The sequence below is a fragment of the Anaerotruncus massiliensis (ex Togo et al. 2026) genome (genome assembly GCF_030825285.1).
Taxonomy (GTDB): Bacteria; Bacillota; Clostridia; order Oscillospirales; family Ruminococcaceae; genus Anaerotruncus; species Anaerotruncus massiliensis.
In genome coordinates, this window is record NZ_JAPJQF010000001.1 from 138,911 (window position 1) to 161,370 (window position 22,460).

Genomic DNA, 22,460 nt, shown 5'->3' on the forward strand with positions numbered 1-22,460 from the left:
GTGGGCCGCGTCCTGTCTGGTCCTCTTCGTTTTTGTGGGTGTCATATTTTTTATTTTGTTTTATTTTTTGTGGGGGGGGCGCGAGGATCGCGCGCCCGACTTTTTCCATTTTTGTGCACATTTCATATAGACGAGCCCTTTCCTCTGCGGTATACTAGAAAAAATACAGATTATCAGGCCGCTTTGCGGCCAGAAGCGAGGAACTGTTTATGGATTCAACATACCTGCTGGCCTATGGGATGATGATGGTTTTGATCGTCATCGCCTTCATTGTCATCAATCAGGCCCACCAGAAGATCCGGCGGATGTGCGATCCGTTCGGCATCGCCTTTGCCGAGGCCGCCAACCACACCCTCTCCGGGCTGAGCTGCAAGCCCGCCACGGAAACGCTCGCGGACGGCGCCGTCCGGATGCTCCCCTTCGAGCAGCAGTCCCCTGAGATGCAGGAGGTCCTGCGGCGTGGCTGCGACGCCTATGTGCGGGAACGGCACGAGACGATGCAGAACGCCCTGCGGCAGGTTCTGGAAGCCACCAAGGCCAACAGCCGCCAGAACAAGTTCTATTTCGGCGTGCTCAATGAAATCTACCGCGTGAACCTGCTCTTCTTTAACGGCTGCCATGACCTGTCCACCCTCGCGGATGAGGACGACCGTACAGAGTTTGGCCTCTACATCGACAACCAGGATTTCATCCGCGGGAACATCTCCAAGCGGATGACCACCGCCGGGCAGAAGCAGCTCGCCGCGCTCTGGGACCAGCACGACTGACCGGCGTTTCCTGTAAAGCAACTTTACTTAACGCGATTCTTGTAGCAGCTGCAAAAGCGGCCCGCACAGCCATTGAGGCTGTGCGGGCCGCTTCGTTTTACTGCCAAGTGATTTGCCTTTACTCCATAAACGCCGCGAGCAGTTTTTCACGGACCTCCGCCACGTTCGTCTCCCGGACGCGGCGGCGCAGCTCGAGCACGTAGGGCGGCGAAACGGACAGCTCGTCGACCCCGATGGCGAGGAAGGTCTCGGTCAGCTCGGGGTCCGCGGCAAGCTCGCCGCAGATGCCCATCCAGATGCCCGCCTTGTGGGCATTGTCCGCCACCAGCTTGATGAGCCGCAGGATCGCCGGGTGATGCGCGTCATAGAACCGCTCCAGCTTCTGGTTCTGGCGGTCGATCGCCAGGGTGTACTGGGTCAGGTCGTTGGTGCCGATGCTGAAGAAATCCACCTCCGGCGCGAGCCGGTCGCTGATCATCGCCGCCGCGGGCGTCTCGATCATGATGCCCAGCTCGACCTCCTCGGAATAGGGGATGCCCGCCGCCTTCAGCTCCTCCCGCACCTCGGCGGCGATCCGCTTGATCTCGCGGACCTCCCACACGGAGGTGATCATCGGGAACATGATCGCGATGTTGCCGAACGCCGACGCGCGGTAGAGGGCGCGCAGCTGGGTCTTGAAGACGTCCTCCCGCGTCAGGCAGATACGGATGGCGCGGTAGCCCATCGCGGGATTGTCCTCCTTGGGCAGCTGGAAGTAATCCACCTGCTTGTCGGCGCCGATATCGAGGGTGCGGATGACCACCCGCTTGCCGGCGGCCGTCTCCGCGACGGTGCGGTAGGCGGCGAACTGCTCCTCCTCGCTCGGGTAGCCGCTGCTCTCGAGGTAGAGGAACTCGCTGCGGAAGAGCCCGATGCCCCCCGCGTCGTTGGCGAGCACCGCGCCCATGTCGGAGGGGCTGCCGATGTTGGCGTAGATGAGCACCTTCTGACCGTCGACCGTGACGTTTTCCTTGCCCCGCAGTTCCTGGAGCAGGCGGCGCTTGTCGTTCTCCTTCTCCCACTTTTCGCGCAGGGCCGCCGTCGTCTCCGCGTCGGGGTCGACGTAAATCTGCCCGCAGAAGCCGTCCACGATGACCTCGCGGCCGTTATAGGCCTCCTCCAGCGCATCCCCCACGCCGATCACGGCGGGGATGTTCATCGTGCGCGCCAGGATCGCGGTGTGGGAGTTGGCCGAGCCGCGCTTGGTCACGAACGCGAGAATCTTGTTTTTGTCGAGCTGGACCGTCTCGCTCGGCGCGAGGTCGTCCGCCGCGATGACCACCGGCCCGGCCGAGTCGACCCCCGCGCTCTGCACGCCGCAGAGCACGTTCACCAGCCGCTCGGACACGTCCTTGACGTCCGCCGCGCGCCCCTGCATATAGGGGTCGTCCATCGCGGAAAACATCTGCGCGAAGTTATCCGCCGTCACGCCGACGGCGTATTCCGCGTTCACCCCCTGGGAGGTGATGATGTTGGTGACCGAATCGCAGTAGTCGAGGTCCTCGAGCATCATCTGGTGGATCTGGAAGATCATCGCATTGGTCTCCCCCACCTCGACGAGCGCCTTCTGGTAGAGCGCCTCGAGCTGTTCGACGGCCTTTGTCTTCGCGTCCTCAAACCGGGCGATCTCCGCCTGCGGGTCGTCGACGCTGCGTCGGTGGATGTTCTGCTGGCGGCGCTCATAGAACGCCAGCCTGCCGAACGCGATCCCGCCGAACACGCTCTTGCCGTTTAATACTATCATTCCTGCACCTCCCGAAGATTTCCCCGCCGGGTCAGAGCTGTTTTCCCTTCACATAGACCGCACGGATATTCAGCTCCCGGTCGGCCAGCACGAAGTTGGCGAGCTTTCCGGACGCGATCGAGCCCATGCGGCCGTCCTCGCCGATCGCTTTGGCGGGATTGATCGTGGCCATCCGGACGGCGCTCTCGAGCGGCACGCCGAATTTGACCGCGCAGCGCATGCAGTCGAAGAGGTTGGTCGCGGAGCCCGCGATCGTGCCGTCCGAAAGGGTCGCGAGGTTGCCCTTGACGTCGACATGCTGGCCGCCGAGCGAATAGGCTCCGTCCGAAAGGCCGGTGGCCATCATGCTGTCGCTGATGAGCACGACCTTGTCGTCCCCGAGCAGCTTGACGGTCGCGCGCACAACCGCCGGGTGGATGTGCACCCCGTCGCAGATGAGCTCCGCCATCGCGCCGCTGTCCGCCACCGCGCCGACCACGCCGGGCGCGCGGTGGGAGAAGGGCGGCATCGCGTTGTAGAGGTGGATGGCGCGGGACGCGCCCCGCCGGAACGCCTCCATCGCCGTATCGTAGTCCGAGGTGGTGTGGGCCACCGCGACGGCGCAGTACCGCTTCGCCTCGTCGATGAACTCCATCGCGCCGGGCAGCTCGGGCGCGACGCAGGCGGTCTTGATCCTGCCGCCCGACGCCTCCCACAGCCGCCGGAACATGCCGATGTCCGGCTCGCGCAGGAAGGCGCCGTTCTGTGCGCCCTTCTTGGCGGGGTTGAAGAAGGGCCCCTCCATGTTGACGCCGAGGAACATCGCGCCGCCCCGGTAGGAGTAGCGCGCGGCGTTTTGGTAGATCGCGGCGAGCGTCTCCTCCGCCAGCGTCATCGACGCGGGCGAGATGGCGGTCACGCCGTTTTTGCCCTCATAGGCGGTGATCGCGTCGAGCGCCTCGTCGGTGCCGTCGCAGAAATCGTAGCCGTCGCAGCCGTGGGAGTGGATATCGATCAGCCCGGGAAGCATGAGCAGCCCCGACGCGTCGACCGTACCGCCGCCCGCCGTTTCGGCGAACAGCTCCCCTTCCACCGCGACGTCCCGCTTTTCAAAGGCGAACCCTTCGGTATAGACCTGTGCGTTTTTGATAATCATCTGGAACCTCCGTCCCCGCGCCGCGGGGCTTTTACAGTTGGATTTTGGCGAGCGCCGCGCCGTCCGCCACAACGGTCACGTCGTTGTGGAGCTGGAGGATCGACGCGGGTACCGCCGGCGTGATCGGCCCGCAGAGCGCCGCGTACATCGCGTCCGCCTTGCCCGCCCCGCTGGCGACGAGCAGAATCTTTTTCGCCTGCATGATCGACTTGATACCCATCGAATAGGCGTAGCGGGGCACGTCGTCCCGGTTCTCGAAGAAGCGGGAGTTCGCCTCGATGGTGCTCTCGGTGAGCGCGACGCAGTGGGTTTCCTTCTCGAACGCCTCGCCCGGCTCGTTGAAGCCGATGTGGCCGTTCGCGCCGATGCCCAGGATCTGAAGATCGATGCCGCCCACGCTCTCGATGACCCGGTTGTAGCGCGCGCACTCCTTTTCGCCGTCCGGCTCCATGCCGTTGGGGATGTGGGTGTTTTCGGGCCTGATGTTGATGCCTTTGAAAAAATGCTCGTTCATGTAGTAGTAATAGCTCTGGTCGCTCTCCCGCGGAAGGCCCTTGTACTCGTCGAGGTTGACCGACTTGACGGAAGAGAAGTCGATATCGCCCTTGTTGTACCAGTCGGTCAGCTGGGCGTAGATGCCCTCGGGCGTCGAGCCGGTGGCCAGCCCGAGCACGCAGTTGGGCTTCATGATCACCTGCGCGGAGACGATGTTGGCGGCCTTGCGGCTCATGTCGTGGTAGTCCTTCGCAACGTATATTCTCATGGTCGGTTCCCCCTTTTTGCTGCGGCCCTGTCCGCGGGTCGCTTAGTTTCATTATAGTGGCTCTATCCGTCTTTACAAGGGCTCTTGTTTAAAAAAAGAATTTTTTAGGGATAAATCCACAATTTTTTATCCATTTTCTGTTATTGTTAACAAAATGTGTCCATAATATTGACAAAATATATCTCAGCTGTTAAACTGAAACCAAACAGAAGATGCAAAGTGATGTTACTGATGCGATCAGGCATAAGCTTTCGGACGATTGGTTGAATTGTTTGGAAAGTTTGTGCCTTTTATTTTTCCCCGATTTTCGCCGGTACATCCGCATCCGCTCAAAAGGAGGATCATTTCATGCAGACCTTTACCTACAAAATAAACGACGCCCTCGGCATCCACGCGCGCCCCGCCGGGCTGCTCGTCAAGTGCATCTCGTCCTTCCCCGCCGCGACCACCATCTCGGTGAACGGCAAGTCGGCCGACGGCAAGCGCCTCTTCGCGCTGATGGGGCTGGGCGTCAAGCAGAACGACGAGATCACCGTCGCCGTCGACGGCGAGCGGGAGGCCGAAGCCGCCGAGGCCATCAAAAAGTTCCTCACCGAAAACCTGTAAGTGCCGCGCCGCCGCAGGGCGGCGCGCGCGGTCGGCTTTCACGGGGGACGGCTTGAAGGAGGGCGCGCGGCATGCACTACAAAGTGCTGAAGGTCTATAACAACAACGTCGTCCTGGCCGAGGAGCCGGGCGGCAAGCAGATCGTGCTGATCGGCAAGGGCGTCGGGTTCGGTGCGCGCAAGGGCGACCTGATCAACGGCGACGATCCGGACAACAAGGTCTTTTCCATCCTGGACGAGAGCGTCAACCCCAGCGAGATCAAACGGCTCAACTACGACATCGAAAAGGTCGAGAAGGTGACCCAGGAGATCGTGGAGATCGCGCGCGAAAAGCTCGACATCACCAACGACAAGCTCTACGACGCCCTCTACGACCACATCGCGTTCGCGATCGAACGCCTCAAGATGGGGCTGCCGATCGACAACCCCTTCATCGGCGAGATCGCCATCATGTGCTCGCGGGAGTTCGAGGTCGCGGAGATTGCCGCCAAGCTCATCCGCAGGGAGGTCGACGTCGATATCGGCGAACCGGAAAAGGGCTTCATCGCCCTTCACCTCTACTCCGCCCGCCGCAACAAGCACATCAATACCGCCATGAAAAACGCCCGGTTCTATAAGCAGGCGGTACTCGTGGTCGGGCGGTGCTTCGGGCGGACCTTCGACACCAACTCCTCCGCCTGCAAAAACTTCCTGACCAGCCTCAACCGCCTGATCAGCTCCGCGCTGCGCGGCGCCCCGCTCGAGATGCCCGTCAAACAGTATGTCCGGCTGGGCATGGGAGAATACTACCGCGCCGCGCAGGCGGTCTCCGACCTGATGAAACGGGAGATCGGCGCGGAGCTTTCTGAAGACCACAAGGCGTTTCTGGCGGTCCACATCTGCCTGCTGGTCCAGATGTAGATTCCGGCTTTGTCTGTATACGGGGAATTCGCCCCGTACATAATAGATTCTGTTTTAGGAGGTAGACACATGGAAAAAACCACGTTCCTGCAAAAGCTCCAGAAACTGGGCAAAGCGTTGATGCTGCCCATCGCCTCCCTTCCGGTCGCGGCTCTGCTGCTCCGCCTCGGACAGGGCGACCTGCTCAACCTGCCCTTCATCTCGGCGGCCGGTTCCGCGCTGTTCGACAACCTGCCGCTGCTCTTCGCGATCGGCGTCGCGATCGGCTTCGCGAAGGACAACAACGGCGCCGCGGGCCTCGCGGGCGCCATCGGCTTCTACGTCATGAACGGCACCGCGGGCGCGCTGTTCAGCTGGCTGGTCACTCCCGTCGCGGAGGGCGCCACCGGCCTGTTCGGTTCGGTCGGCGGCTTCGCCTGGGCGCAGAGCCTCTACGCCGGCGTTGCTTCGGTCAACATGGCGCACTTCGGCGGTATCATCGCGGGCGTCATAGCGGGCGTCGCCTACAACAAGTATAAGAGCGCCAAGCTGCCCGACTGGCTCGCCTTCTTCGGCGGCCGCCGCTTCGTTCCCATCATGACCGGCCTTTACACGCTGCTTGCCGGTATCGGCTTCGGCTTTGTCTGGCCGTTCATCCAGAAGATGCTTGACACCTTCGCCGGATTCCTCTCTAGCATCGGCGCGGCCGGCGCGGCAATCTATGGCTTCTTCAACCGCGTGCTGCTCTCCGTCGGCCTGCACCACGTGCTCAACTCCTACTTCTGGTTCAACTTCGGTGAGTTTGCCAAGCCTGACGGCACCGTGGTCCACGGCGACCTGACCCGCTTCTTCGCGGGCGACCCGACTGCCGGAAACTACATGGCTGGCTTCTTCCCGATCATGATGTTTGCGCTGCCGGCCGCCGCGCTTGCCATGTACTTCTGCGCGAAGAAGGAGAACAAGGCCGCCATCGGCGGCGCGATGATCTCCGTCGCGATCCCGGCGTTCCTCTGCGGCATCACCGAGCCGATCGAGTTCATGTTCATGTTCCTCGCTCCCGGCCTCTTCGTGATCCACGGCGCCCTGACCGGCGTTTCCATGGCGGTCAGCGTCATGCTCGGCATCAAGATGGGCTTCGGCTTCTCTGCCGGCCTCTTCGACATGGTCCTCAACTGGGGCATTTCCACCAAACCCGCCCTGTCGATCGTCATCGGCCTGATCATGGCGGTCATCTACTTCTTCCTGTTCGTCTTCGTCATCAAGAAGTTTGATCTCAAGACCCCCGGCCGCGAGGAAGACGAGGAGACCGCGGACTTCGGAAAGCTGGCCGACGACATCGGCTTCGACGAGCTGGCCCAGAAATATATCGCGGTCCTCGGCGGCAAGGAAAACATCAAGGAGATCGAGAGCTGCATCACCCGCCTGCGCCTCGTCCTTGTCAGCAACAAGGAGATCGACGAGAAGGACCTCAAGGCTCTCGGCGCCTCGGGCGTGATGAAGGCCGGGACCCAGGTCACCCAGGTCATCGTCGGCATGAAGGCGGAGCTGCTCGTCGACGCGATGAAGAAGTTCCTCTGATCAAAACCGTATCCGTCTTTCGGATATCCCTCTCCGCCGCGGCGGAGAGGGATATCTTGCACTACTATCAAAAGCCCCGGCAGCGGGCAACAGTATAAGGAGAATAGGGTATGCTGAACTTTCTGAAAGGCAAACAACTTGAAATCGCGGCCCCGCTGACCGGGAAGGTGATCCCCGTGACCGAGGTCCCCGACCCCGTCTTTGCGGAAAAGGTGCTCGGGGACGGCATCGCCGTCGACCCGACCGAAGGGACGGTCTACTCCCCCGTCGACGGGACGATCTTCCAGATCGCCCACACCTTCCATGCGATGGGCATCGAGTCGGACGACGGCCTGGAGATCCTCGTCCACCTGGGCATCGACACCGTCAAGCTCGAGGGCAAGGGCTTCCAGAGCTTTGTCGAGGTCGGCCAGAAGGTCAAAAAGGGCGACAAGATCATGGAGATGGACATCGGCTTCATCAGGGAGCAGGGCCTTTCCCCGATGTCCCCCTGCATCATCACCAACCTTGACGCGATCAAGTCGATGACCGCCTGCCCCGGCCCCGCCGAGGGGGGCAGGACGGCGGCAATCACCTATAAGAAGTGAGACCCTCTTCTTCCCCAGGAGGCGTTCCCATGAAAAACCGCGTGTCCATTGAGTTTTGCTGCGGCTCGCTCGAGGACTGCAAACTGGCCGAACGCGTGGGCGCCGACCGGATCGAGCTGGTGTCCGCCCATCTGCTGGGCGGGCTCACCCCCTCCGCCGGCCTCGTCGCCCTGGTCAAGGAGCAGGTTTCCCTGCCCGTCAGCGTCATGGTCCGTCCGCGCGGCGCGGGATTCTGCTATTCCGACGAGGACTTTTCCGTCATGTGCGAGGACGCGCGCCGCTTCTCCCGGATGGGGGCGGACGGCGTCGTCTTCGGCTTCCTGACCGCCGACGGCCGTCTCGATTACGAGCGGTGCGCGCGCTTCCTAGAATGTACCGGCGGCTGTGAGACGGTCTTTCACCGGGCTATCGACGTCACCGAAAACATGCTCGACGCCGCGTCGAAGCTCGTCTCCCTCGGGGTGACCCGCGTGCTGACGAGCGGCGGCTGCGCCGACGCGCTGACCGGCGCGCCCGCCATCCGCGCGATGCAGCAGATGTACGGAGACCGGATCCAGGTCCTCGCAGGGGGCGGCGTGCGCGCGGGCAACATCCTGCGCCTCGTCGAGGAGACGGGCGTCTCCCGCGTCCACCTGGGCGGCACCGCGCAGGTTTCCGACCCTTCGACCCTGCTGAACCCGACGCTGAATTTCGGGTCTTCCCTTCCGCCCTCCAACGACTGCTACCTCGCCGTCAATGAAACGACCGTGCGGGGAGTCATGCAGGTGCTCGGGCGGTAGTCATTCCGATTTACTCCCAATTCCATTCTCCGGCCCCCGCCGTTCCCTCCGTTCGGCGGGGGCCATTCATCTGTCCGCCCTCCCCCGCATATAAATCGGTATGGGAGGGATCCTTGATGAACTGTTCCGACTGCCCCGACCGGGAAAGCTGCGGCTGCCGCCCGGAAAACTGCCCCCGCTGCCGTTCCGGCGCGCCCGGATGCGACGGCTGCCTCGCGGTCTTTCTGATCGCGCTCGTCATCTTCTTTTTGCTCTGCATCATCGGCAACCCCTGCCTGCTCTGAATTTCCGTCCCCTGCATGAAGGGCCCCGCCCCGCCCCATACTATAGGGCGAGGTGATGAACATGTCAAAAGTGAACGGGAGCTTCCCCACAGGACTCGACGCCCTGCTCCAGCGGGACGCGCGCGCCAAGCAGTATTACAGCGCCCTGCCGAGCTATGTGCAGGACCTGGTCCACCGCGGCGGGGAACGCATCCAGACGCAGGCCGAGCTGGAACGCTACGCGGGGAACATCCTCGAGGGGCTGTCCAAATAACCGTTTGGAGGCGATGGCCGTGACGGATACCAATCCCGCGCCGCGCGCCCTGCTCGACGCGCTCCCGCCCGGCCTGCGGCGGGAAATCCTTGAAGCGAACCTGCCGGCCGGCACGCCCGACGAGCTCTTCCGGACCGTCGAGCTGCTCGAATGCCAGCGCTTGCTCTGCGGCGGCGAGGATCCGCCCGCATAAAATAGGGGCGCCCGCCGTCCGGCGGGCGCCCTGTTCCCGTTTTATCGCTATTACCGCGTTTCGTCGGCGGGGAAACGGATGCCGCACTGCCGCCGCGCCTCGTCCAGCAGCTCCATCGCGGCGATCGACCGGCGGCGGTGGGGCTCCTCTCCCCGGCCCGTCTCGGCCATCCTGAGGAACGCTTCCAGCTCGTGGCGCATGTCGTGCTCCGCCGTTTCCACCGGCAGGGGCGTCTCCCCGCCGCCGCCCCGCATGGACAGGCGGAGATCCCCCAGGTGGCTGATGTCCCCCAGGAAGATGCTGCCGTCCTCCCCCTGGAGCTCGCTGCGGTCGTCCATGCCGCTGATCTTCGAGTAAAGCAGCTCGGCGGTCATCTCCCCGTAGGACGCGAGGATGGTGCCCGCGCCGTCCACTCCGTTTTCGAGCTTGACGCAGGCCTCCTGGATCCGTTCCGGCTCCCCGAAAAGGAGCAGCAGCAGGTGCACGCAGTAGACGCCGATGTCCATCAGCGCGCCGTTGGAGAGGGCGGGGTTGAAGGCGTTTTCGATGACGCCCGCGCGGAACCGGTCGTAGCGCGAGGAGTATTTGCAGAAGCTGAGCACCGCGCGCCGCACCTTGCCGATCCTCGGGAGCGCCTCGCGCAGCCGGTCGAGGGAGGGCAGGAACGCCGGGCGCATCGCCTCCAGAAGCAGCGTGCCGCTTTCATCCGCGGCGGCATACATCTCCCGCAGCTCGCGGGCGTTGGAGGCGGCGGGCTTTTCGCAGAGCACGTGCTTTCCCGCGCGGAGCATCCTCACCGCCTGCGCGCGGTGCAGGGCGTTGGGGCTCGCGATGTAGACCGCGTCCACCTCCTGGCAGGCGGCCAGCTCGTCGAGGTCTGTGAAGACCCGGGGCGCGCCCCACTTCGCGGCGTATTCCCTCCCGCGCTCCCGCGTGCGGGAGCAGACCGCCTCCAGCCGGAACCCCGGGACCTCCCCCGCTGCCGTCAGGAGCCGGTCGGTGATAAAATTGGTGCCGATTACAGCAAATCGCATGACGAGTTCCCCCTGTCCGTCTTTTTCGTTCGCTTCCCTTACACTGTACCTCATTTCCCCGGGAATTCCAATCCCCTCCGCGCAATTTTGCATTGGGATTTGATACCGGGGCCGAAAGGTGCTATGATAGGATCAATGTACAGAGGGGAGTGACTGAGGTTGTTCGAGGAACTGCGGACCTTTGTGGAGGTGGCGGAGAGCAAAAACTTCACGCGCACGGCGCAGAAGCTGAATTTTTCCCAGCCCACCGTCAGCCAGCAGGTCAAGAAGGTGGAGATCTTTTTCGGCGGGACAAGCCTGCTCACCCGTTCGGCCGTCTCCCGGCAGATCGAGCTGACCGAGGCGGGCGAGGCGGTCTACCGCTGCGCCAAAAAGGTGCTCGGCACCCTGGAGGACACCTTCGGGGAGCTCGACCAGATCCGGCACAGCGCCGCCGTCCAACGCCTCGAGATCGGCGCGAGCATGACGATCGGCGACCATATGCTTCCCAGGGTCCTGGCGGCTTTCTGCGGGCGGTATCCCGACGTGCGCGCGGGGGTGCTGGTCGGCAACACCCGCGAGGTCTGCGACGCGCTCGAGGACGGGCGGATCGACGTGGGGCTCATCGAGGGGCGGGACATCCCCCACAGCTTCCAGCGCACCGACTTCTATACCGACCACCTCGTGCTCGCCGCCTCCCCCGCCCTCGCGGGGGAGCTCGGGGACGCCAGCCCCGGCAGGCTGGGCAAGGTGCTGTGGATCACCCGCGAGCAGGGCTCGGGCACCGAGCAGTACCTCGACAGCTTCATCTCCTCCAACCACATCCGCGTGGAGAACCGCATCGAATACAACTCCAATTTCGCCATCAAGGAGGTCGTCAAGCAGGGGCTCGGCGTCTGCTTCCTCTCCCGGCTCGTCATGCTCGACGAGCTGCGCAGCGGCGAACTGGTCGAGCTGCCCGTCCGCAGCTCCTACACCCGCGATTTTTCCTACATCCTTCCGAATGACCGCCCCCTCCCCGACGCCGCCGGGGCCTTCCTCGACCTTCTCGGCGAGGTCTGCGCCACCTTTTCGGGAGGCTGACCGGCGCCAAAAAAGCCTCCCGCGCGTATGCGCGGGAGGCTTTTTCCGGCAGGCGGCCTATTTTCGCGGGCCCGCCTTGGGGTGCTCGGAAAGCGGGATCACGTTGATCTGGGCGCGGTACTCGGTCTCTGTCCACAGGATGCGCTGCGCCACCGTCGCCTCGGGGTTCAGCGTGACGCCCTCGAGCATCATCTCCTTGAACTTGTCGTAGCCGGCCATGTCGATCAGGTGGCCGCCGTGCATATAGACGGGCTGGTGGTCCAGCACCCAGGCGGAAAACTTCTGCCAGTTGCCGATGACCGCGAGGAGGACGTCCTCGGTGACCCAGTTGAGGAAGGTCTTGCCCATGCGGGGGGACTGCTTGCCCGTGCGCCCGCCCACCAGCACGCGGAAGAACTTGGTGGGTCTGCGGGTCCACGCGCCCGCGGGGCAGACGGTCGCGCACTCGCCGCAGCCGACGCAGCAGCAGGTGTCCTTGGCGATCTTTTTGTCCTCGGTGAAGGAGAGCACGCCGGTCGCGTGCTTTTTGCACGCGTCGATGCACATGCCGCAGCCGATGCACCGCTCATAGTGGTAGACCATCTTGGAGATGCCGACGATGCCGAAATCGTTGAAGTGGCCCTTGCCGCAGTCGTTCGGGCAGCCCGAGAGGGACATCTTGATGTGGTAGTGGCTCGGGAAGACGAGCGGTTCCAGCTTGCGGGCGAGATCCTGGGTGTTGTAGTTGGCGAGGATGCAGTGGGTGTTGCCGATGCAGGCCATGATGTTGCGGGAGCCGATCGTCGGATAGCCCGCGTCGGTCTCCATGTCGACGTCGCACATGTCGCACTCGACCTCTTCGAGGTACTCGGAGATGTAGTCGTTGACCGCCGGGATGTCCTCGTATTTGACGCCCGGCACGTTGAGGGTGTGGCGCATGCCGACGTGGAAATTGCCGTTGCCCCACGTCTGGCAGATATATTGGACCCGCTCGAGGTGCTTCGCGCTGATCATCGAGCCGGGGACCCGCATCTGGAGCATGAATTCGCCCGGCACCTTCGACTGCCGCCAGCAGTTCTTCTGGAGTTTTTTAATGTTGATATCCTGGTTCATCCGCTTGTTCCCTCCTCAATCCAACAGGTCTTTGGCGACCGTATAGTTGAATACGGGGCCTTCCAGGCAGACATAGGTCTCGTCGATGCGGCAGTGCCCGCATTTGCCCACGGCGCAGGACATTTTGCGCTCGAAGGAGACCCAGATCTTTTCGTCCGGGATGCCGAGCTTTTTGCATTCCAGACCGCAGAAGTGCATCATGACGGGCGGGCCGACGATGATCACCGCGTAATCGTCCCCGAAGGAGTCGAACGGCACCTTCGAGATGTGGGTGGTGACGAGCCCCGTCTCCCACCCCTCGCACACCTGGCTGTCGAGGGTGTAGATCGCGCGGAACTTCTCCGCCCAGCGCCTGAGATCGGGGCGGAAGAGGATGCAGTCCTCATTTTTGTAGCCGCAGATGAGGTCGACGCTCTTCACGAAGTCCGGCTCGGCGGCGCATTTGTTGAGCAGGCTGCGCACCGGCGAAACGCCCGTGCCGCCCGCGACGACGACGAGGTGCTTGCCGCGCAGCTCGTCGGTCGGCCAGCCCTTTCCGTAGGGGCCGCGCACGAAAAGCTCGTCGCCCGGCTGGAGGGAGAACAACTGGTCGGTCACCTTGCCGACCGAGCGGATGGTGAACTCCATCCACCCCTCTCCGAAATTGCTCACCGAGATGGGGCACTCGCCGACGCGCGGGAGGGAGAGCTGAAAGAACTGCCCGTGCTGGGGACGCATATCCGTCTCAATCCGGAAGGTGTATTCCAGATTGGTCTCCCGGATGATATCCAGAATCTGATGGGGTTTCGGCATGACGGGATTGTTCATCGGTATCCTCCTTCTTTCACTGGCGTTCGGCGGCGACGATCTCTTTGATCGCGGCGGCCATCTTGTTGATGGTGGCGGGGAACGAGATGAACTTCGGGCATCTCGCGCTGCACCGCCCGCAGCCCACGCACATGTGGAAATCGCCGAAACGGGCCTTGTAGTCGTGCACCTTATGTAGGACGCGGTAGCGCATCCGGTCGGCCGCGGTCGTGCGGAACTCATGCCCGCCCGCCATGCAGTCGAAGCCCGCCACCTGGCAGGAGGCCGCCACGCGGCGGCGTTCGCCCGCGTGGGCGTTTTCGCCGTAGATTTTGTCCACCGTGGTGAAGCAGGTGCAGGTGCTGCACGCGACGGTGCAGCTTCCGCAGCTGATGCAGCGGTCGTTGAACTCCTGCCACATCGGGTGCTTTTTGAGCTTGTTGAGCACGTCCTTATTGGGGATCTCGGGAATTTCCACGGTGAAATCGTTTTGCTCGATGAACCGGACCTCGAACGGCTCCTCCCGGTTCCCGGCGAAATGGGGGGCCAGCCCGGGGTCGGGGACCGAGAAGAGCAGGCCGTTTTCGTCGCGCCGGACGGCGGCGGAATAGTCGTTCGTGCGGTTGGCGCCCATCGAGACGCAGAAGCAGGTGTCCCACCCCTCGGTGCACTCCATCAGCACAAAGCGCACCCGGTCGCGCACCCGCTGGTAGAACACGTCGGCGATGCCGCCGTTCTCCAGGTAGATCTTGTCCTGGTGCTCAAACGCGTTGATGTCGCAGGGGCGCAGGAAGATGAGGAGCTTTTTGGCGCCCGTGCGGCTCTCGCGGTATTCGTCCTCGGTAAAGTAAAAAATGGTCTGGGTGATCGGGCTGACGACCTCCTTGGCCGAAAAGTCCGATTTGCGGTCCCAGACGATCTCCTCGGCCCGTTTAACCCGGTCGTACCGGACAATGTCCGTATCGGAATAACGGCCCTGTTTCTCAAACAGCTTCGGCGCGTAGATCTCATACTCCGCCGACAGTTTCCGGAAGAGCTCGTCTGCCTCCGGATAGCTCAAGCGATATCCCATCTGTTTTCTTCCGCCTTTCCTCGTTGGATGGAGCGTCCCCGGACGGCACGGCTCCCTTTGTGAATAGTATAACATGGTTAACAATATGCTTGCCAATTGAAAAAATGAATCGGATGGCCAGGGTTTGGCAATGGAAAGGGCCGCCGCGGTTTCCCGCAGCGGCCCTTTCCGGTCCCGTTCAGTTTTTTTCCGTGCGGAAAAAATCCGCGACGCGGGCCGCAAGGGCGTCCACATCCCCCTCGGTGTGCGCGTCCGAGAGGAAGAGCGCCTCGAACTGGCTGGGCGCGGTGTAGATCCCCCGGTCGAGCAAAAACCGGAAGCAGCGCGCGAACCGCGCGGTGTCGGCCGCCTTCGCCGTCGTGTAATCGACGACCGGGCCGGGGGTAAAAAAGAGGCAGCAGAGCGACCCCGCGCCCGTCACCGCGCAGCCGGGCGCGGCCTCCCGCAGCCCGGCGCGCAGCCTCCGGCCGAGGCTTTCGATATGCGCGTAGACCTCCGGGTGCTCCCGCAGGTAACGGAGCTGGGCAAGCCCCGCCGCCATCGCGACGGGATTGCCGCTGAGGGTGCCCGCCTGGTAGACGCTCCCCACCGGCGCGACCCGCTCCATGATCTCCCGCCGCCCGCCGTAGGCGCCCACCGGCATCCCCGCGCCGATGATCTTGCCGTAGGTGACGAGGTCGGCCTCGACGCCGTACCGCTCCTGCGCGCCGCCGAACGCCAGCCGGAAGCCGGTGATCACCTCGTCGAAAATGAGCGCCGCGCCGTTTTCGTCGCAGAGCCGCCGCAGCCCCTTCAAAAAGCCCCCGGCGGGCTCCACCACACCCATATTGGCGGCGACAGGCTCGACGATGACCGCCGCGATCTTCCCCGGGTTCTCCGCGAAGAGCAGCTCCACGCTCTCAAGGTCGTTATAGGCGGCGGTCAGCGTGTCGCCGGCACAGGCCGCGGGCACCCCCGCGCTGTCCGGCACCCCCGCCGTCATCACGCCCGAGCCCGCCTTGACGAGCATCGCGTCGCTGTGGCCGTGGTAGCAGCCCGCGAATTTGACGAGCTTGTCCCGTCCGGTAAAACCGCGCGCCGCGCGCACCGCGCTCATGACCGCCTCGGTGCCCGAATTGACCATCCGCACCAGCTCGACCGACGGGACCGCCCCGCAGACGAGCTCCGCCATCTCCACCTCGCGCTCGGTCGCCGCGCCGAAGCTGAGGCCGTCCCTCACCGCGCGCTCGACCGCCTCGCGCACCACGGGATGGTTGTGCCCGAGGATCATCGGCCCCCACGAGCCGACGTAATCGGTGTATGCACGCCCGTCCGTGTCGTATATTTTCTGCCGGTCGGCGCGGGAGATGAAGCGCGGGGTCAGCCCCACCGAGCCGAACGCCCGCACCGGGCTGTTGACCCCGCCGGGGATGACCTTTTTCGCCCGCTCGAACAGTTCCTCCGAACGTCCCATCAGCCGATCCTCCCCTCGTCGATCCAGCCCGCGAGCTCCTTGGCGTAGTAGGTGATGAGGATGTCCGCTCCCGCGCGGAAGACGGATACCGCCGCCTCGCAGGCGACCGCCGCCTCATCGATGAGGCCCGCCTTCCCCGCCGCCCGGATCATCGCGTATTCCCCGCTGACGCTGTAGGCGGCCAGCGGCAGGTCGAACCGCGACTTGACCTCGCGCACCACGTCGAGATAGGAGAGCGCGGGCTTCACCATCAGGACGTCCGCCCCCTGCTCCACGTCGAGGGCCGCCTCCCGGACCGCTTCCCGGACATTGTGGTAATCCATCTGGTAGCCCCGCCGGTCGCCGAAGGCGGGCGCCGAGCCCGCCGCGTCGCGGAAGGGCCCGTAGAAGGCGGAGGCGTATTTGACCGCATAGGACATGATCGGCGTGTCGGAAAAGCCCGCGCCGTCGAGCGCCCGGCGCAGCGCGAGAATCCGGCCGTCCATCATGTCGGAGGGCGCGACCATGTCCGCGCCCGCCCGCGCGTGGGAGAGGGCGGTTTTGGCAAGCAACTCAAGGGTCCTGTCGTTGTCGACCTCTCGGCCGTTCAAAATGCCGCAGTGCCCGTGGGAGGTGTATTCGCACATGCACACGTCGGTGATGAGATAGAGTTCGGGAAAGTCCCGTTTGGCCAGCCGCAGCGCCTGCTGCACCGCGCCCTCGTCGTCCCACGCGCCCGAGCCGCATTCGTCCTTATGCGCGGGCAGCCCGAAGAGCAGCACGGCGGGCACCCCCGCCTCCCGCACCTTTTCAAGCTCCACATGCAGCATGTCGGGGCTGTAGCGGAACTGCCCGTCGAGCGAGGGGATCGGCTCGGCGATCTCCCGCCCCTCCTTGACGAAGATCGGATAAACCAGCGCGGATTTCGACACCCGCGTCTCCCGCACCAGCCCGCGGACGGCCGGGGTCTTCCGCAGCCTTCTCGGCCTCTCAATAAGCTCCATATCCCTTACGCTCCTTCTCACTCAGTTCTGCCATCCGGTCTGCCATCGCGTCGATCGACGGCTCCGAGGCGGTCACCACCCGCATCCCGTATTCCCGCGCGGCCGCGGCGGTCGATTCCCCGATGCAGACCGCGCGGACCTCCCGGTAATCCCGTTTCCCGAGCGTCTCCGCAAACCCCCGGACGGTCGACGCGCTCGTGAACGCCACATAGTCGATCTCCCCCGCGTCGAGCAGCTCCGCCGCGCGCTTCGCGTCCGGATGGGCGTAACGCGTCTCGTAGAGCGGGAGATCGTCGTAGGAGATCCCCGCCGCATCGAGCGCGCGCGTCAGCTCGGGCGAGCCCTGCCTCGCGCGGCAGATAAGCACCCGCTCCCCGGCGGCGCGTTCCGCCAGCGCCGCGCCGAGCGCGGCGGCGTAGGCGCGTTCGGGCAGGAGCGCGGGCAGCAGCCCGCGCTCCCCGAGCGCCCCGGCGGTCGACGGGCCGATCGCGGCCAGCCGCACCCCGCCCAGCCGCCGCAGGTCGAAGCGGGTTTCGCGCAGGTGCTCCAGGAAGACGCGCACCCCCGTCGGGCTCGTGAAGACGAGCCAGCCGTATTCGCCGATCCGCGCGAGCGCCTCGTCAAGCGCCGGATTCGGCGCGACCGGCTCCGTCACGATCGACGGCAGCTCCAGGACCTCGGCACCCAGCGCGCGCAGCTTCGCGGTCATGCGGGAGGCCAGCTTTCGCGGGCGGGTGACAATCACCCGCCTGCCGCCGAGCGGGCGCTTCTCCGCCCAGGAGAACCGCTCCGCCAATGCGCAGACCTCCCCCACGACGATGACCGCCGGGGTCCCGACCTCCGCTTCCCGTGCCTTTTGGGGCAGGGTTTCGACCGTTCCGGAAATCCGCCGCTGGCGGGCCGTGGTCCCCCGCTCCAAAATTGCGGCGGGCGTGGCCGGGTCGATGCCGCCGCCGAGCAGTCCCGCGCAGAGCTCCTCCAGCGCAGCGACCCCCATCAGAAAGACCAGCGTGCCGCCCAAGCGGACGAGCGCCCGATAGTCGGTGCGCGCGCCCGGCGATTTTTTCGTGTGGCCGGTGATGATGTGCACCGATGAGCAGCAGTCCCGGTGGGTCACGGGAATGCCCGCGTAGGCGGGCACCGCGACGGCCGAGGTCACGCCCGGCACCACCTCGAAGGGAACGCCCCGCTCCGCGAGCAGCTCGAGCTCCTCGCCGCCCCGCCCGAAGAGGAAGGGGTCCCCGCCCTTGAGCCGCACGACGGTATGCCCCTCGAGCGCCTCCCGCAGCAGGATGCGGTTGATCTCCTCCTGCGGCACCGGATGGCTCCCCGCGTGCTTGCCCACGTCGACACGGCGGGTTTCGGGCGGAATCAGCCCGAGCACCTCCCCGCCCACGAGCGCGTCGTACACCACCACGTCGGCGGTTTGCAGCAGTTCATAACCCTTGAGGGTCAGCAGTCCCGCGTCGGACGGGCCCGCGCCGACCAGATAGACCTTTCCGCTCATACCCGCCTCCTCATCCGTTCGGCCAACAGGACGCCGAGCTTTTCCGCATCTGTCCGGCTGCCGGTCATGTGTTCGACCGTATGGCTCCCGTCCGCCTCCCGGCAGTAGAGGCCGGTCAGCCGAAGCTCCTGCCCGTGAAGCTCCGCGTAGGCGGCGATGGGGGAGGAACAGCCCCCGTCGAGCGCGCGCACAAAGGCGCGTTCCGCGAGCCCCGCGGCCCGCGAATTTTCGTCGTCAGCGCAGCTGAGGAAGGAGGCGTCCTCCTCCGCCCTCCCCTGCACCGCCAGAATCCCCTGGCCCGCCGCCGGGAGCATTTCATCGGTGGAAAAGACCCGGCTGACGCGGTTTTCCAGCCCGAGGCGCAGGATGCCCGAATAGGCCAGCACCAGCGCGGAAAACTGTCCGCCGTCCATCTTGGAGAGGCGGGTCTGGATGTTGCCGCGCACGCTTTCCACCCGCATCCCGGGAAAAAGGCCCCCCAATTGGAGTGCACGGCGCGGACTCGACGAGCCAAGCGGCTTTTCCGGGTCCAGGCGGTCCGCGCCCTCCGGCAGAACCAGCACGTCGCGCGGGTCGGCGCGGCGGGAATAGGCCAGGATGGGCAGCCCTTCCGGTTGCTCCATCGGCAGGTCCTTGAGGCTATGTACCGCGAAATCGATGCGGCCCTCCAGGAGCGCGCGGTCGAGCTCCTTTACGAAAAGGCCCTTGCCGCCCACCCGGTCGAGCGGGCGGTCGAGAATCACGTCGCCCGTCGTTTTCATCGTCACGAGCTCCAGCTCCCAGTCGGGATGCGCCCGGCGGATCGCATCCATCACCAGTTCGCTCTGGATGACCGCGAGTCTGCTCTCCCTGCTGCCAAAGCGGATTTTACGTCGCCGCATCCGCCGTCACCTCCTTTGGAATCCATTCCTCCATCCGCGCGCGGAGACTGTCCGCCGCGGCCTTTGCCAGCGCGTGGTTCGTCCCGCTGGCGGTCACCCCGACGACGAGCGCGTCCCGCCGCACAACCGCCGGGAAAAAGAAGCCGCACTCCCCCGGCGCGTCGCAGACGTTCGCCGGGATGCCCAGCCGCCGGGCTTCCTCCCCGACCGCGTGATTGGTTTCCCGGTCGTCGGTCGCCGCGAGCACAAGGTCGAAGCCCGCGCAGTCGCCCGCCCGGAAGGCGCGGCGGACGATCCGCGCGCCGAGCGCCTCGATCTCCGGGGAGATGTCCGGCGCGATCACCGTGAGGGAACAGCCGAAGGGGGCGAGCGCCTTCGCGCGGCGCGCCGCGACGCGGCCGCCGCCCACGAGGGCGATTTTGCTGTTCGTCAGATCGACGAACAGCGGAAAACGCGGAGCGTTTTCCGTCCCTCCGGCCGCGGGCCGGGGGGCAAAATCGCCCGGCCCCGCGGGTTCGGCGCGCCCTCCGGCGGCCAGATGCAGCGCGTCCATACAGGGCTGCCACAGCTCGGACGGCAGCGTCTCCCGCAGGCCGAAGAGCAGCCTGTCGACCGTCTTTTCCGCCGAAGCCCGCAGCCGGCCGAGAAGCTCCTCCTCCGCCTCCCCGGAGAGTCCGAGGCCGCGCACCGTCTTTTCCACCCGGCCCATAAAGTCCCGGGCGACGAGCTCGCCGGTCTCCCTTGCCGCGGGCACCACCGCGCGAAAGCCGTACCACCGCGCGAATTCCGCAAGGCCGTCCGCGAGGATCTCCCGCGCCCGCGTCAGAGCGGCTTCATCGCGGCGGGCGTCCGCCCCGCCGCAGATCCCGTCGGTGTCGTAAACCCGCGCCCCCGGCAGGGATGCGATCGCCGGGTCGATGTCCCGGGGCACCGCGAGATCGCAGAATACCATCGGCCCCGAGAGAGCGGGCCCGACCTCCGCCGCGCGCAGCGTATAGTGTGGACTTGCGGTCGCGCTGACCACCAGGCGCACCCGCGGCAGGAGGGAGAGCCGCTCCTCATAGGAAACCGCCTCCACGCCGTCCGGCAGCGAAACCTCCCCGTGGCGGTAGCGGCGCACCGTCATCGAGACGCGGCACCCGGCCTCCACAAGCCGCCGCGCCGCGAGCCGCCCCATCTCTCCGTTTCCGATCACCAGGCAGGGCGTACCCGCGAGCGGTCCCATGACGCCCTTCAAAAACGCCTCCATCCGCACCGCCACCGACTGGTCCGCCTCCGTCAGGCGGACGGCCGTTTTGACCTTCTTGGCCGAGGTGACGGCCGACCGGAAGAGGGTTTCCAGCACCGCGTCGGCCGCGCCCGCCTCCCGGGCGAGGGAGAGGGCGGTCCCGACCTGGGTCAAAATCTGGTCCTCTCCGAAGACCTGGGATTTCATTCCGCACGCGAGCTGGAAGAGATGTTCCGCCGCCTCAAGGCCCTCGCGGCGGACAAAGCAGTCCCGGTGCGCGCCGGGCTCCGCGCCCCTGAGCGCGCAGAGCAGCTCATAGGGTTCGAGCGAAGCGCGCCCGCTCAACCACAGCTCGGTGCGGTTGCAGGTGGAGAGAAGAACGCACCCCTTTGCGCCAAACTCCCGGCAGGCGCGCGCCGCCGCCTCGGACGCGGCCGAAGCGGTCATCGCGAACCGCTCCCGTACCCCGACCGGGGCGCGGGAGCTGTCGATCCCGGCCATCCGTATTTCCAAACCGACTCCTCCATCCTCCGCCACGCCCCATACAAAACGCCATCCGGCAGCGCGTCGCTTCCGAATGGCGTGGGACTGTGCGGCAAACAACCATTTGTAATGCCTTAAATTTTATCGGAATCCGGCCCAAAAGTCAAGCTGTACCGCTTTTCCATACAATTATAATATATAGCGCTTTCCATTCGTTTTATGAATGGAAGGCCGGGCGGCCAGGAAAAGAATCAGAGGGAATCCCGCCGGCGGGATCCCCTCTGGATATCCGGTGTGCAATCAGCCGACTCCGGCACACACCTTTTCTTCCATTCCGTCGAACGGCACGGCGCCCTTTTGCGAGATTGCCCGCGCGGCGAGCGCGTTTCCCGCTCGAAGCCAGTCCTCTGGTTTTTCCCCGCGCAGGTAGGACGCGAGAAATCCCGCGTTGAAGGCGTCTCCCGCGCCCGTCGTATCCAGCGGGGTCACCTCGACGGCAGGGACATGCCAGCGTCCGGTTTCGGAGTATCCGCCGCGGATCCCGAGCGCCGACCCCTCCGCGCCCAGCTTGAGCGCGGCGATCGGCACCCTGCACAGCAGCGCATCCAGGCCGGCGCCCGTTTCCCAAACGCCGGTGATCGCCTGCATCTCCCGCCGGTTCGGCAGCAGGATATCGGTTACAGCGAGCGCCTCCCGCAGGGTATCGGGCGGGACATTTTCGATATTTGGGGAGGCGTCGAGCGCGACCAGCCCGCCCGCCCGCCGCGTCATCCCGGCGGCCTCGACCGCAAAGCGCGCCTGCGCCGCATCGGCCAGCAGGTATCCGGAGAGCAGCAGCACCCGGACGGTTTGCAGCGTCTGCCGGAGCGCGGCGGTCAATTCCAGCGGTTCGCCGGCTGCGCCGCGAAAGGATAGCATCGTCCGTTCGCTGCGGTCGTCTATGATCGTCACGGTATAGCCGGTGTCGTCGCCGTACTGCATGCAGCTCAGGTCCAGACCTGCGTTCTGCATCCGTTCCTCGACACGACGGCCCGCCGCGTCCTTCCCGATCCGTCCGCAGAATCCGCACCGGATCCCCAGCAGCGCGAGGGAAAACGCAGTGTTCGCCGCGGATCCGCCCGGGCTGCAGCTCGACATCAGGATTTTGACGTCCCCGCCCCTCTGCGGGAACCGGTCGACCCAGTACTGGTAATCCATCAGCACGTCGCCGATCGCAAGCACCTCCGGCCCGGCCGTTTTATTCATGCCGCCGGGCGGCGTCTTCAGCCCCATC

23 protein-coding genes are annotated in these 22,460 nt (G+C 65.0%); 10 read left to right on the plus strand and 13 right to left on the minus strand.

Going from position 1 to position 22,460, the window contains the following annotated elements; genetic code table 11:
• The first annotated feature begins 209 nt into the window (after nt 1-209).
• A complete protein-coding gene (locus RCI06_RS00665; protein WP_101550410.1) occupies nt 210-767 on the plus strand; it encodes a hypothetical protein in 558 nt (185 codons plus the stop codon).
• Between the two features lie 118 nt (nt 768-885).
• On the opposite strand, the gene ptsP is transcribed toward RCI06_RS00665, so the two are convergent.
• From ptsP to nagB, 3 genes are read right to left on the minus strand one after another with little or no spacing between them, the layout of a single operon-like run.
• Complete coding sequence (ptsP, locus tag RCI06_RS00670) at nt 886-2,550, minus strand: phosphoenolpyruvate--protein phosphotransferase (RefSeq protein ID WP_276872581.1); 1,665 nt, start codon at nt 2,548-2,550, stop codon at nt 886-888.
• Between the two features lie 31 nt (nt 2,551-2,581).
• On the minus strand, nt 2,582-3,685 hold the full coding sequence (gene nagA, locus RCI06_RS00675; RefSeq protein WP_306573607.1) for an N-acetylglucosamine-6-phosphate deacetylase: 1,104 nt from the start codon (nt 3,683-3,685) through the stop codon (nt 2,582-2,584).
• A gap of 31 nt (nt 3,686-3,716) precedes the next feature.
• Nucleotides 3,717-4,448, minus strand: coding sequence for a glucosamine-6-phosphate deaminase (gene nagB, locus RCI06_RS00680; RefSeq protein ID WP_306573609.1), 732 nt, complete (start codon nt 4,446-4,448; stop codon nt 3,717-3,719).
• Between the two features lie 348 nt (nt 4,449-4,796).
• Here nagB and RCI06_RS00685 point away from each other — a divergent pair, with 348 nt between their 5' ends.
• The 8 genes from RCI06_RS00685 to RCI06_RS00720 all read left to right on the plus strand — a co-directional run bounded on the left by RCI06_RS00685 (nt 4,797) and on the right by RCI06_RS00720 (nt 9,606).
• Nucleotides 4,797-5,054, plus strand: a complete 258-nt coding sequence (locus RCI06_RS00685) for an HPr family phosphocarrier protein (protein ID WP_306573611.1) — start codon at nt 4,797-4,799, stop codon at nt 5,052-5,054.
• Between the two features lie 71 nt (nt 5,055-5,125).
• On the plus strand, nt 5,126-5,953 hold the full coding sequence (locus tag RCI06_RS00690) for a PRD domain-containing protein (protein ID WP_101550399.1): 828 nt from the start codon (nt 5,126-5,128) through the stop codon (nt 5,951-5,953).
• Between the two features lie 69 nt (nt 5,954-6,022).
• The gene (gene nagE / locus RCI06_RS00695) at nt 6,023-7,510 is read left to right on the plus strand and encodes an N-acetylglucosamine-specific PTS transporter subunit IIBC (protein WP_101550397.1); all 1,488 of its coding nucleotides are present in this window, start codon (nt 6,023-6,025) and stop codon (nt 7,508-7,510) included.
• A gap of 110 nt (nt 7,511-7,620) precedes the next feature.
• The gene (locus RCI06_RS00700; RefSeq protein WP_101550395.1) at nt 7,621-8,097 is read left to right on the plus strand and encodes a PTS glucose transporter subunit IIA; all 477 of its coding nucleotides are present in this window, start codon (nt 7,621-7,623) and stop codon (nt 8,095-8,097) included.
• Between the two features lie 29 nt (nt 8,098-8,126).
• Nucleotides 8,127-8,876, plus strand: a complete 750-nt coding sequence (locus RCI06_RS00705) for a copper homeostasis protein CutC (protein WP_306573613.1) — start codon at nt 8,127-8,129, stop codon at nt 8,874-8,876.
• Between the two features lie 116 nt (nt 8,877-8,992).
• A complete protein-coding gene (locus RCI06_RS00710) occupies nt 8,993-9,160 on the plus strand; it encodes a hypothetical protein (protein ID WP_158595569.1) in 168 nt (55 codons plus the stop codon).
• 61 nt (nt 9,161-9,221) lie between these two features.
• Complete coding sequence (locus tag RCI06_RS00715; RefSeq protein ID WP_121586242.1) at nt 9,222-9,413, plus strand: hypothetical protein; 192 nt, start codon at nt 9,222-9,224, stop codon at nt 9,411-9,413.
• A 19-nt stretch (nt 9,414-9,432) separates the two neighbouring features.
• Nucleotides 9,433-9,606, plus strand: coding sequence for a hypothetical protein (locus RCI06_RS00720; protein WP_158595568.1), 174 nt, complete (start codon nt 9,433-9,435; stop codon nt 9,604-9,606).
• A 50-nt stretch (nt 9,607-9,656) separates the two neighbouring features.
• Here RCI06_RS00720 and RCI06_RS00725 read toward each other — a convergent pair whose 3' ends face one another.
• Nucleotides 9,657-10,640 (minus strand): Gfo/Idh/MocA family protein, encoded by a 984-nt coding sequence (locus RCI06_RS00725; protein ID WP_306573615.1) that lies wholly within the window; start codon nt 10,638-10,640, stop codon nt 9,657-9,659.
• A 159-nt stretch (nt 10,641-10,799) separates the two neighbouring features.
• Between RCI06_RS00725 and RCI06_RS00730 the strand changes: the two genes are divergently transcribed.
• Nucleotides 10,800-11,702 (plus strand): LysR substrate-binding domain-containing protein, encoded by a 903-nt coding sequence (locus RCI06_RS00730; RefSeq protein ID WP_276872585.1) that lies wholly within the window; start codon nt 10,800-10,802, stop codon nt 11,700-11,702.
• Nucleotides 11,703-11,759: 57 nt separating this feature from the next.
• On the opposite strand, the gene asrC is transcribed toward RCI06_RS00730, so the two are convergent.
• The 9 genes from asrC to RCI06_RS00775 all read right to left on the minus strand — a co-directional run bounded on the left by asrC (nt 11,760) and on the right by RCI06_RS00775 (nt 22,459).
• A complete protein-coding gene (asrC, locus tag RCI06_RS00735; protein ID WP_121586238.1) occupies nt 11,760-12,794 on the minus strand; it encodes a sulfite reductase subunit C in 1,035 nt (344 codons plus the stop codon).
• Between the two features lie 15 nt (nt 12,795-12,809).
• Nucleotides 12,810-13,601 (minus strand): anaerobic sulfite reductase subunit AsrB, encoded by a 792-nt coding sequence (asrB, locus tag RCI06_RS00740; protein WP_306573618.1) that lies wholly within the window; start codon nt 13,599-13,601, stop codon nt 12,810-12,812.
• 16 nt (nt 13,602-13,617) lie between these two features.
• Complete coding sequence (gene asrA, locus RCI06_RS00745) at nt 13,618-14,652, minus strand: anaerobic sulfite reductase subunit AsrA (RefSeq protein ID WP_288234161.1); 1,035 nt, start codon at nt 14,650-14,652, stop codon at nt 13,618-13,620.
• A 178-nt stretch (nt 14,653-14,830) separates the two neighbouring features.
• Nucleotides 14,831-16,105: a glutamate-1-semialdehyde 2,1-aminomutase gene (gene hemL, locus RCI06_RS00750; protein ID WP_306573620.1), complete on the minus strand. Its 1,275-nt coding sequence runs from the start codon at nt 16,103-16,105 to the stop codon at nt 14,831-14,833.
• The gene (hemB, locus tag RCI06_RS00755; protein WP_306573622.1) at nt 16,105-17,088 is read right to left on the minus strand and encodes a porphobilinogen synthase; all 984 of its coding nucleotides are present in this window, start codon (nt 17,086-17,088) and stop codon (nt 16,105-16,107) included. Before hemB ends, hemL begins: the two co-directional genes overlap by 1 nt.
• On the minus strand, nt 17,075-18,595 hold the full coding sequence (gene cobA / locus RCI06_RS00760) for a uroporphyrinogen-III C-methyltransferase (RefSeq protein WP_306573624.1): 1,521 nt from the start codon (nt 18,593-18,595) through the stop codon (nt 17,075-17,077). Before cobA ends, hemB begins: the two co-directional genes overlap by 14 nt.
• Nucleotides 18,592-19,476: a hydroxymethylbilane synthase gene (gene hemC / locus RCI06_RS00765; protein ID WP_306573626.1), complete on the minus strand. Its 885-nt coding sequence runs from the start codon at nt 19,474-19,476 to the stop codon at nt 18,592-18,594. The genes cobA and hemC overlap by 4 nt, the downstream gene beginning before the upstream one ends.
• Nucleotides 19,463-21,217: an NAD(P)-dependent oxidoreductase gene (locus tag RCI06_RS00770; RefSeq protein WP_306573628.1), complete on the minus strand. Its 1,755-nt coding sequence runs from the start codon at nt 21,215-21,217 to the stop codon at nt 19,463-19,465. Before RCI06_RS00770 ends, hemC begins: the two co-directional genes overlap by 14 nt.
• Nucleotides 21,218-21,487: 270 nt before the next feature.
• The gene (locus RCI06_RS00775; RefSeq protein WP_172439199.1) at nt 21,488-22,459 is read right to left on the minus strand and encodes a carbohydrate kinase family protein; all 972 of its coding nucleotides are present in this window, start codon (nt 22,457-22,459) and stop codon (nt 21,488-21,490) included.
• Between the last annotated feature and the right edge of the window lies 1 nt (nt 22,460).

Coding starts and splice junctions, on each gene's coding strand:
- RCI06_RS00725 (WP_306573615.1), bottom strand. CDS start 10,640: ATGCGATTTGCTGTAATCGGCACCAATTTTATCACCGACCGGCTCCTG.
- RCI06_RS00665 (WP_101550410.1), top strand. CDS start 210: ATGGATTCAACATACCTGCTGGCCTATGGGATGATGATGGTTTTGATC.
- RCI06_RS00700 (WP_101550395.1), top strand. CDS start 7,621: ATGCTGAACTTTCTGAAAGGCAAACAACTTGAAATCGCGGCCCCGCTG.
- cobA (WP_306573624.1), bottom strand. CDS start 18,595: ATGAGCGGAAAGGTCTATCTGGTCGGCGCGGGCCCGTCCGACGCGGGA.
- hemL (WP_306573620.1), bottom strand. CDS start 16,105: ATGGGACGTTCGGAGGAACTGTTCGAGCGGGCGAAAAAGGTCATCCCC.
- asrA (WP_288234161.1), bottom strand. CDS start 14,652: ATGGGATATCGCTTGAGCTATCCGGAGGCAGACGAGCTCTTCCGGAAA.
- hemC (WP_306573626.1), bottom strand. CDS start 19,476: ATGCGGCGACGTAAAATCCGCTTTGGCAGCAGGGAGAGCAGACTCGCG.
- nagB (WP_306573609.1), bottom strand. CDS start 4,448: ATGAGAATATACGTTGCGAAGGACTACCACGACATGAGCCGCAAGGCC.
- RCI06_RS00715 (WP_121586242.1), top strand. CDS start 9,222: ATGTCAAAAGTGAACGGGAGCTTCCCCACAGGACTCGACGCCCTGCTC.
- RCI06_RS00775 (WP_172439199.1), bottom strand. CDS start 22,459: ATGGGGCTGAAGACGCCGCCCGGCGGCATGAATAAAACGGCCGGGCCG.
- RCI06_RS00685 (WP_306573611.1), top strand. CDS start 4,797: ATGCAGACCTTTACCTACAAAATAAACGACGCCCTCGGCATCCACGCG.
- asrC (WP_121586238.1), bottom strand. CDS start 12,794: ATGAACCAGGATATCAACATTAAAAAACTCCAGAAGAACTGCTGGCGG.
- asrB (WP_306573618.1), bottom strand. CDS start 13,601: ATGAACAATCCCGTCATGCCGAAACCCCATCAGATTCTGGATATCATC.
- nagA (WP_306573607.1), bottom strand. CDS start 3,685: ATGATTATCAAAAACGCACAGGTCTATACCGAAGGGTTCGCCTTTGAA.
- RCI06_RS00690 (WP_101550399.1), top strand. CDS start 5,126: ATGCACTACAAAGTGCTGAAGGTCTATAACAACAACGTCGTCCTGGCC.
- hemB (WP_306573622.1), bottom strand. CDS start 17,088: ATGGAGCTTATTGAGAGGCCGAGAAGGCTGCGGAAGACCCCGGCCGTC.
- RCI06_RS00710 (WP_158595569.1), top strand. CDS start 8,993: ATGAACTGTTCCGACTGCCCCGACCGGGAAAGCTGCGGCTGCCGCCCG.
- nagE (WP_101550397.1), top strand. CDS start 6,023: ATGGAAAAAACCACGTTCCTGCAAAAGCTCCAGAAACTGGGCAAAGCG.
- RCI06_RS00705 (WP_306573613.1), top strand. CDS start 8,127: ATGAAAAACCGCGTGTCCATTGAGTTTTGCTGCGGCTCGCTCGAGGAC.
- ptsP (WP_276872581.1), bottom strand. CDS start 2,550: ATGATAGTATTAAACGGCAAGAGCGTGTTCGGCGGGATCGCGTTCGGC.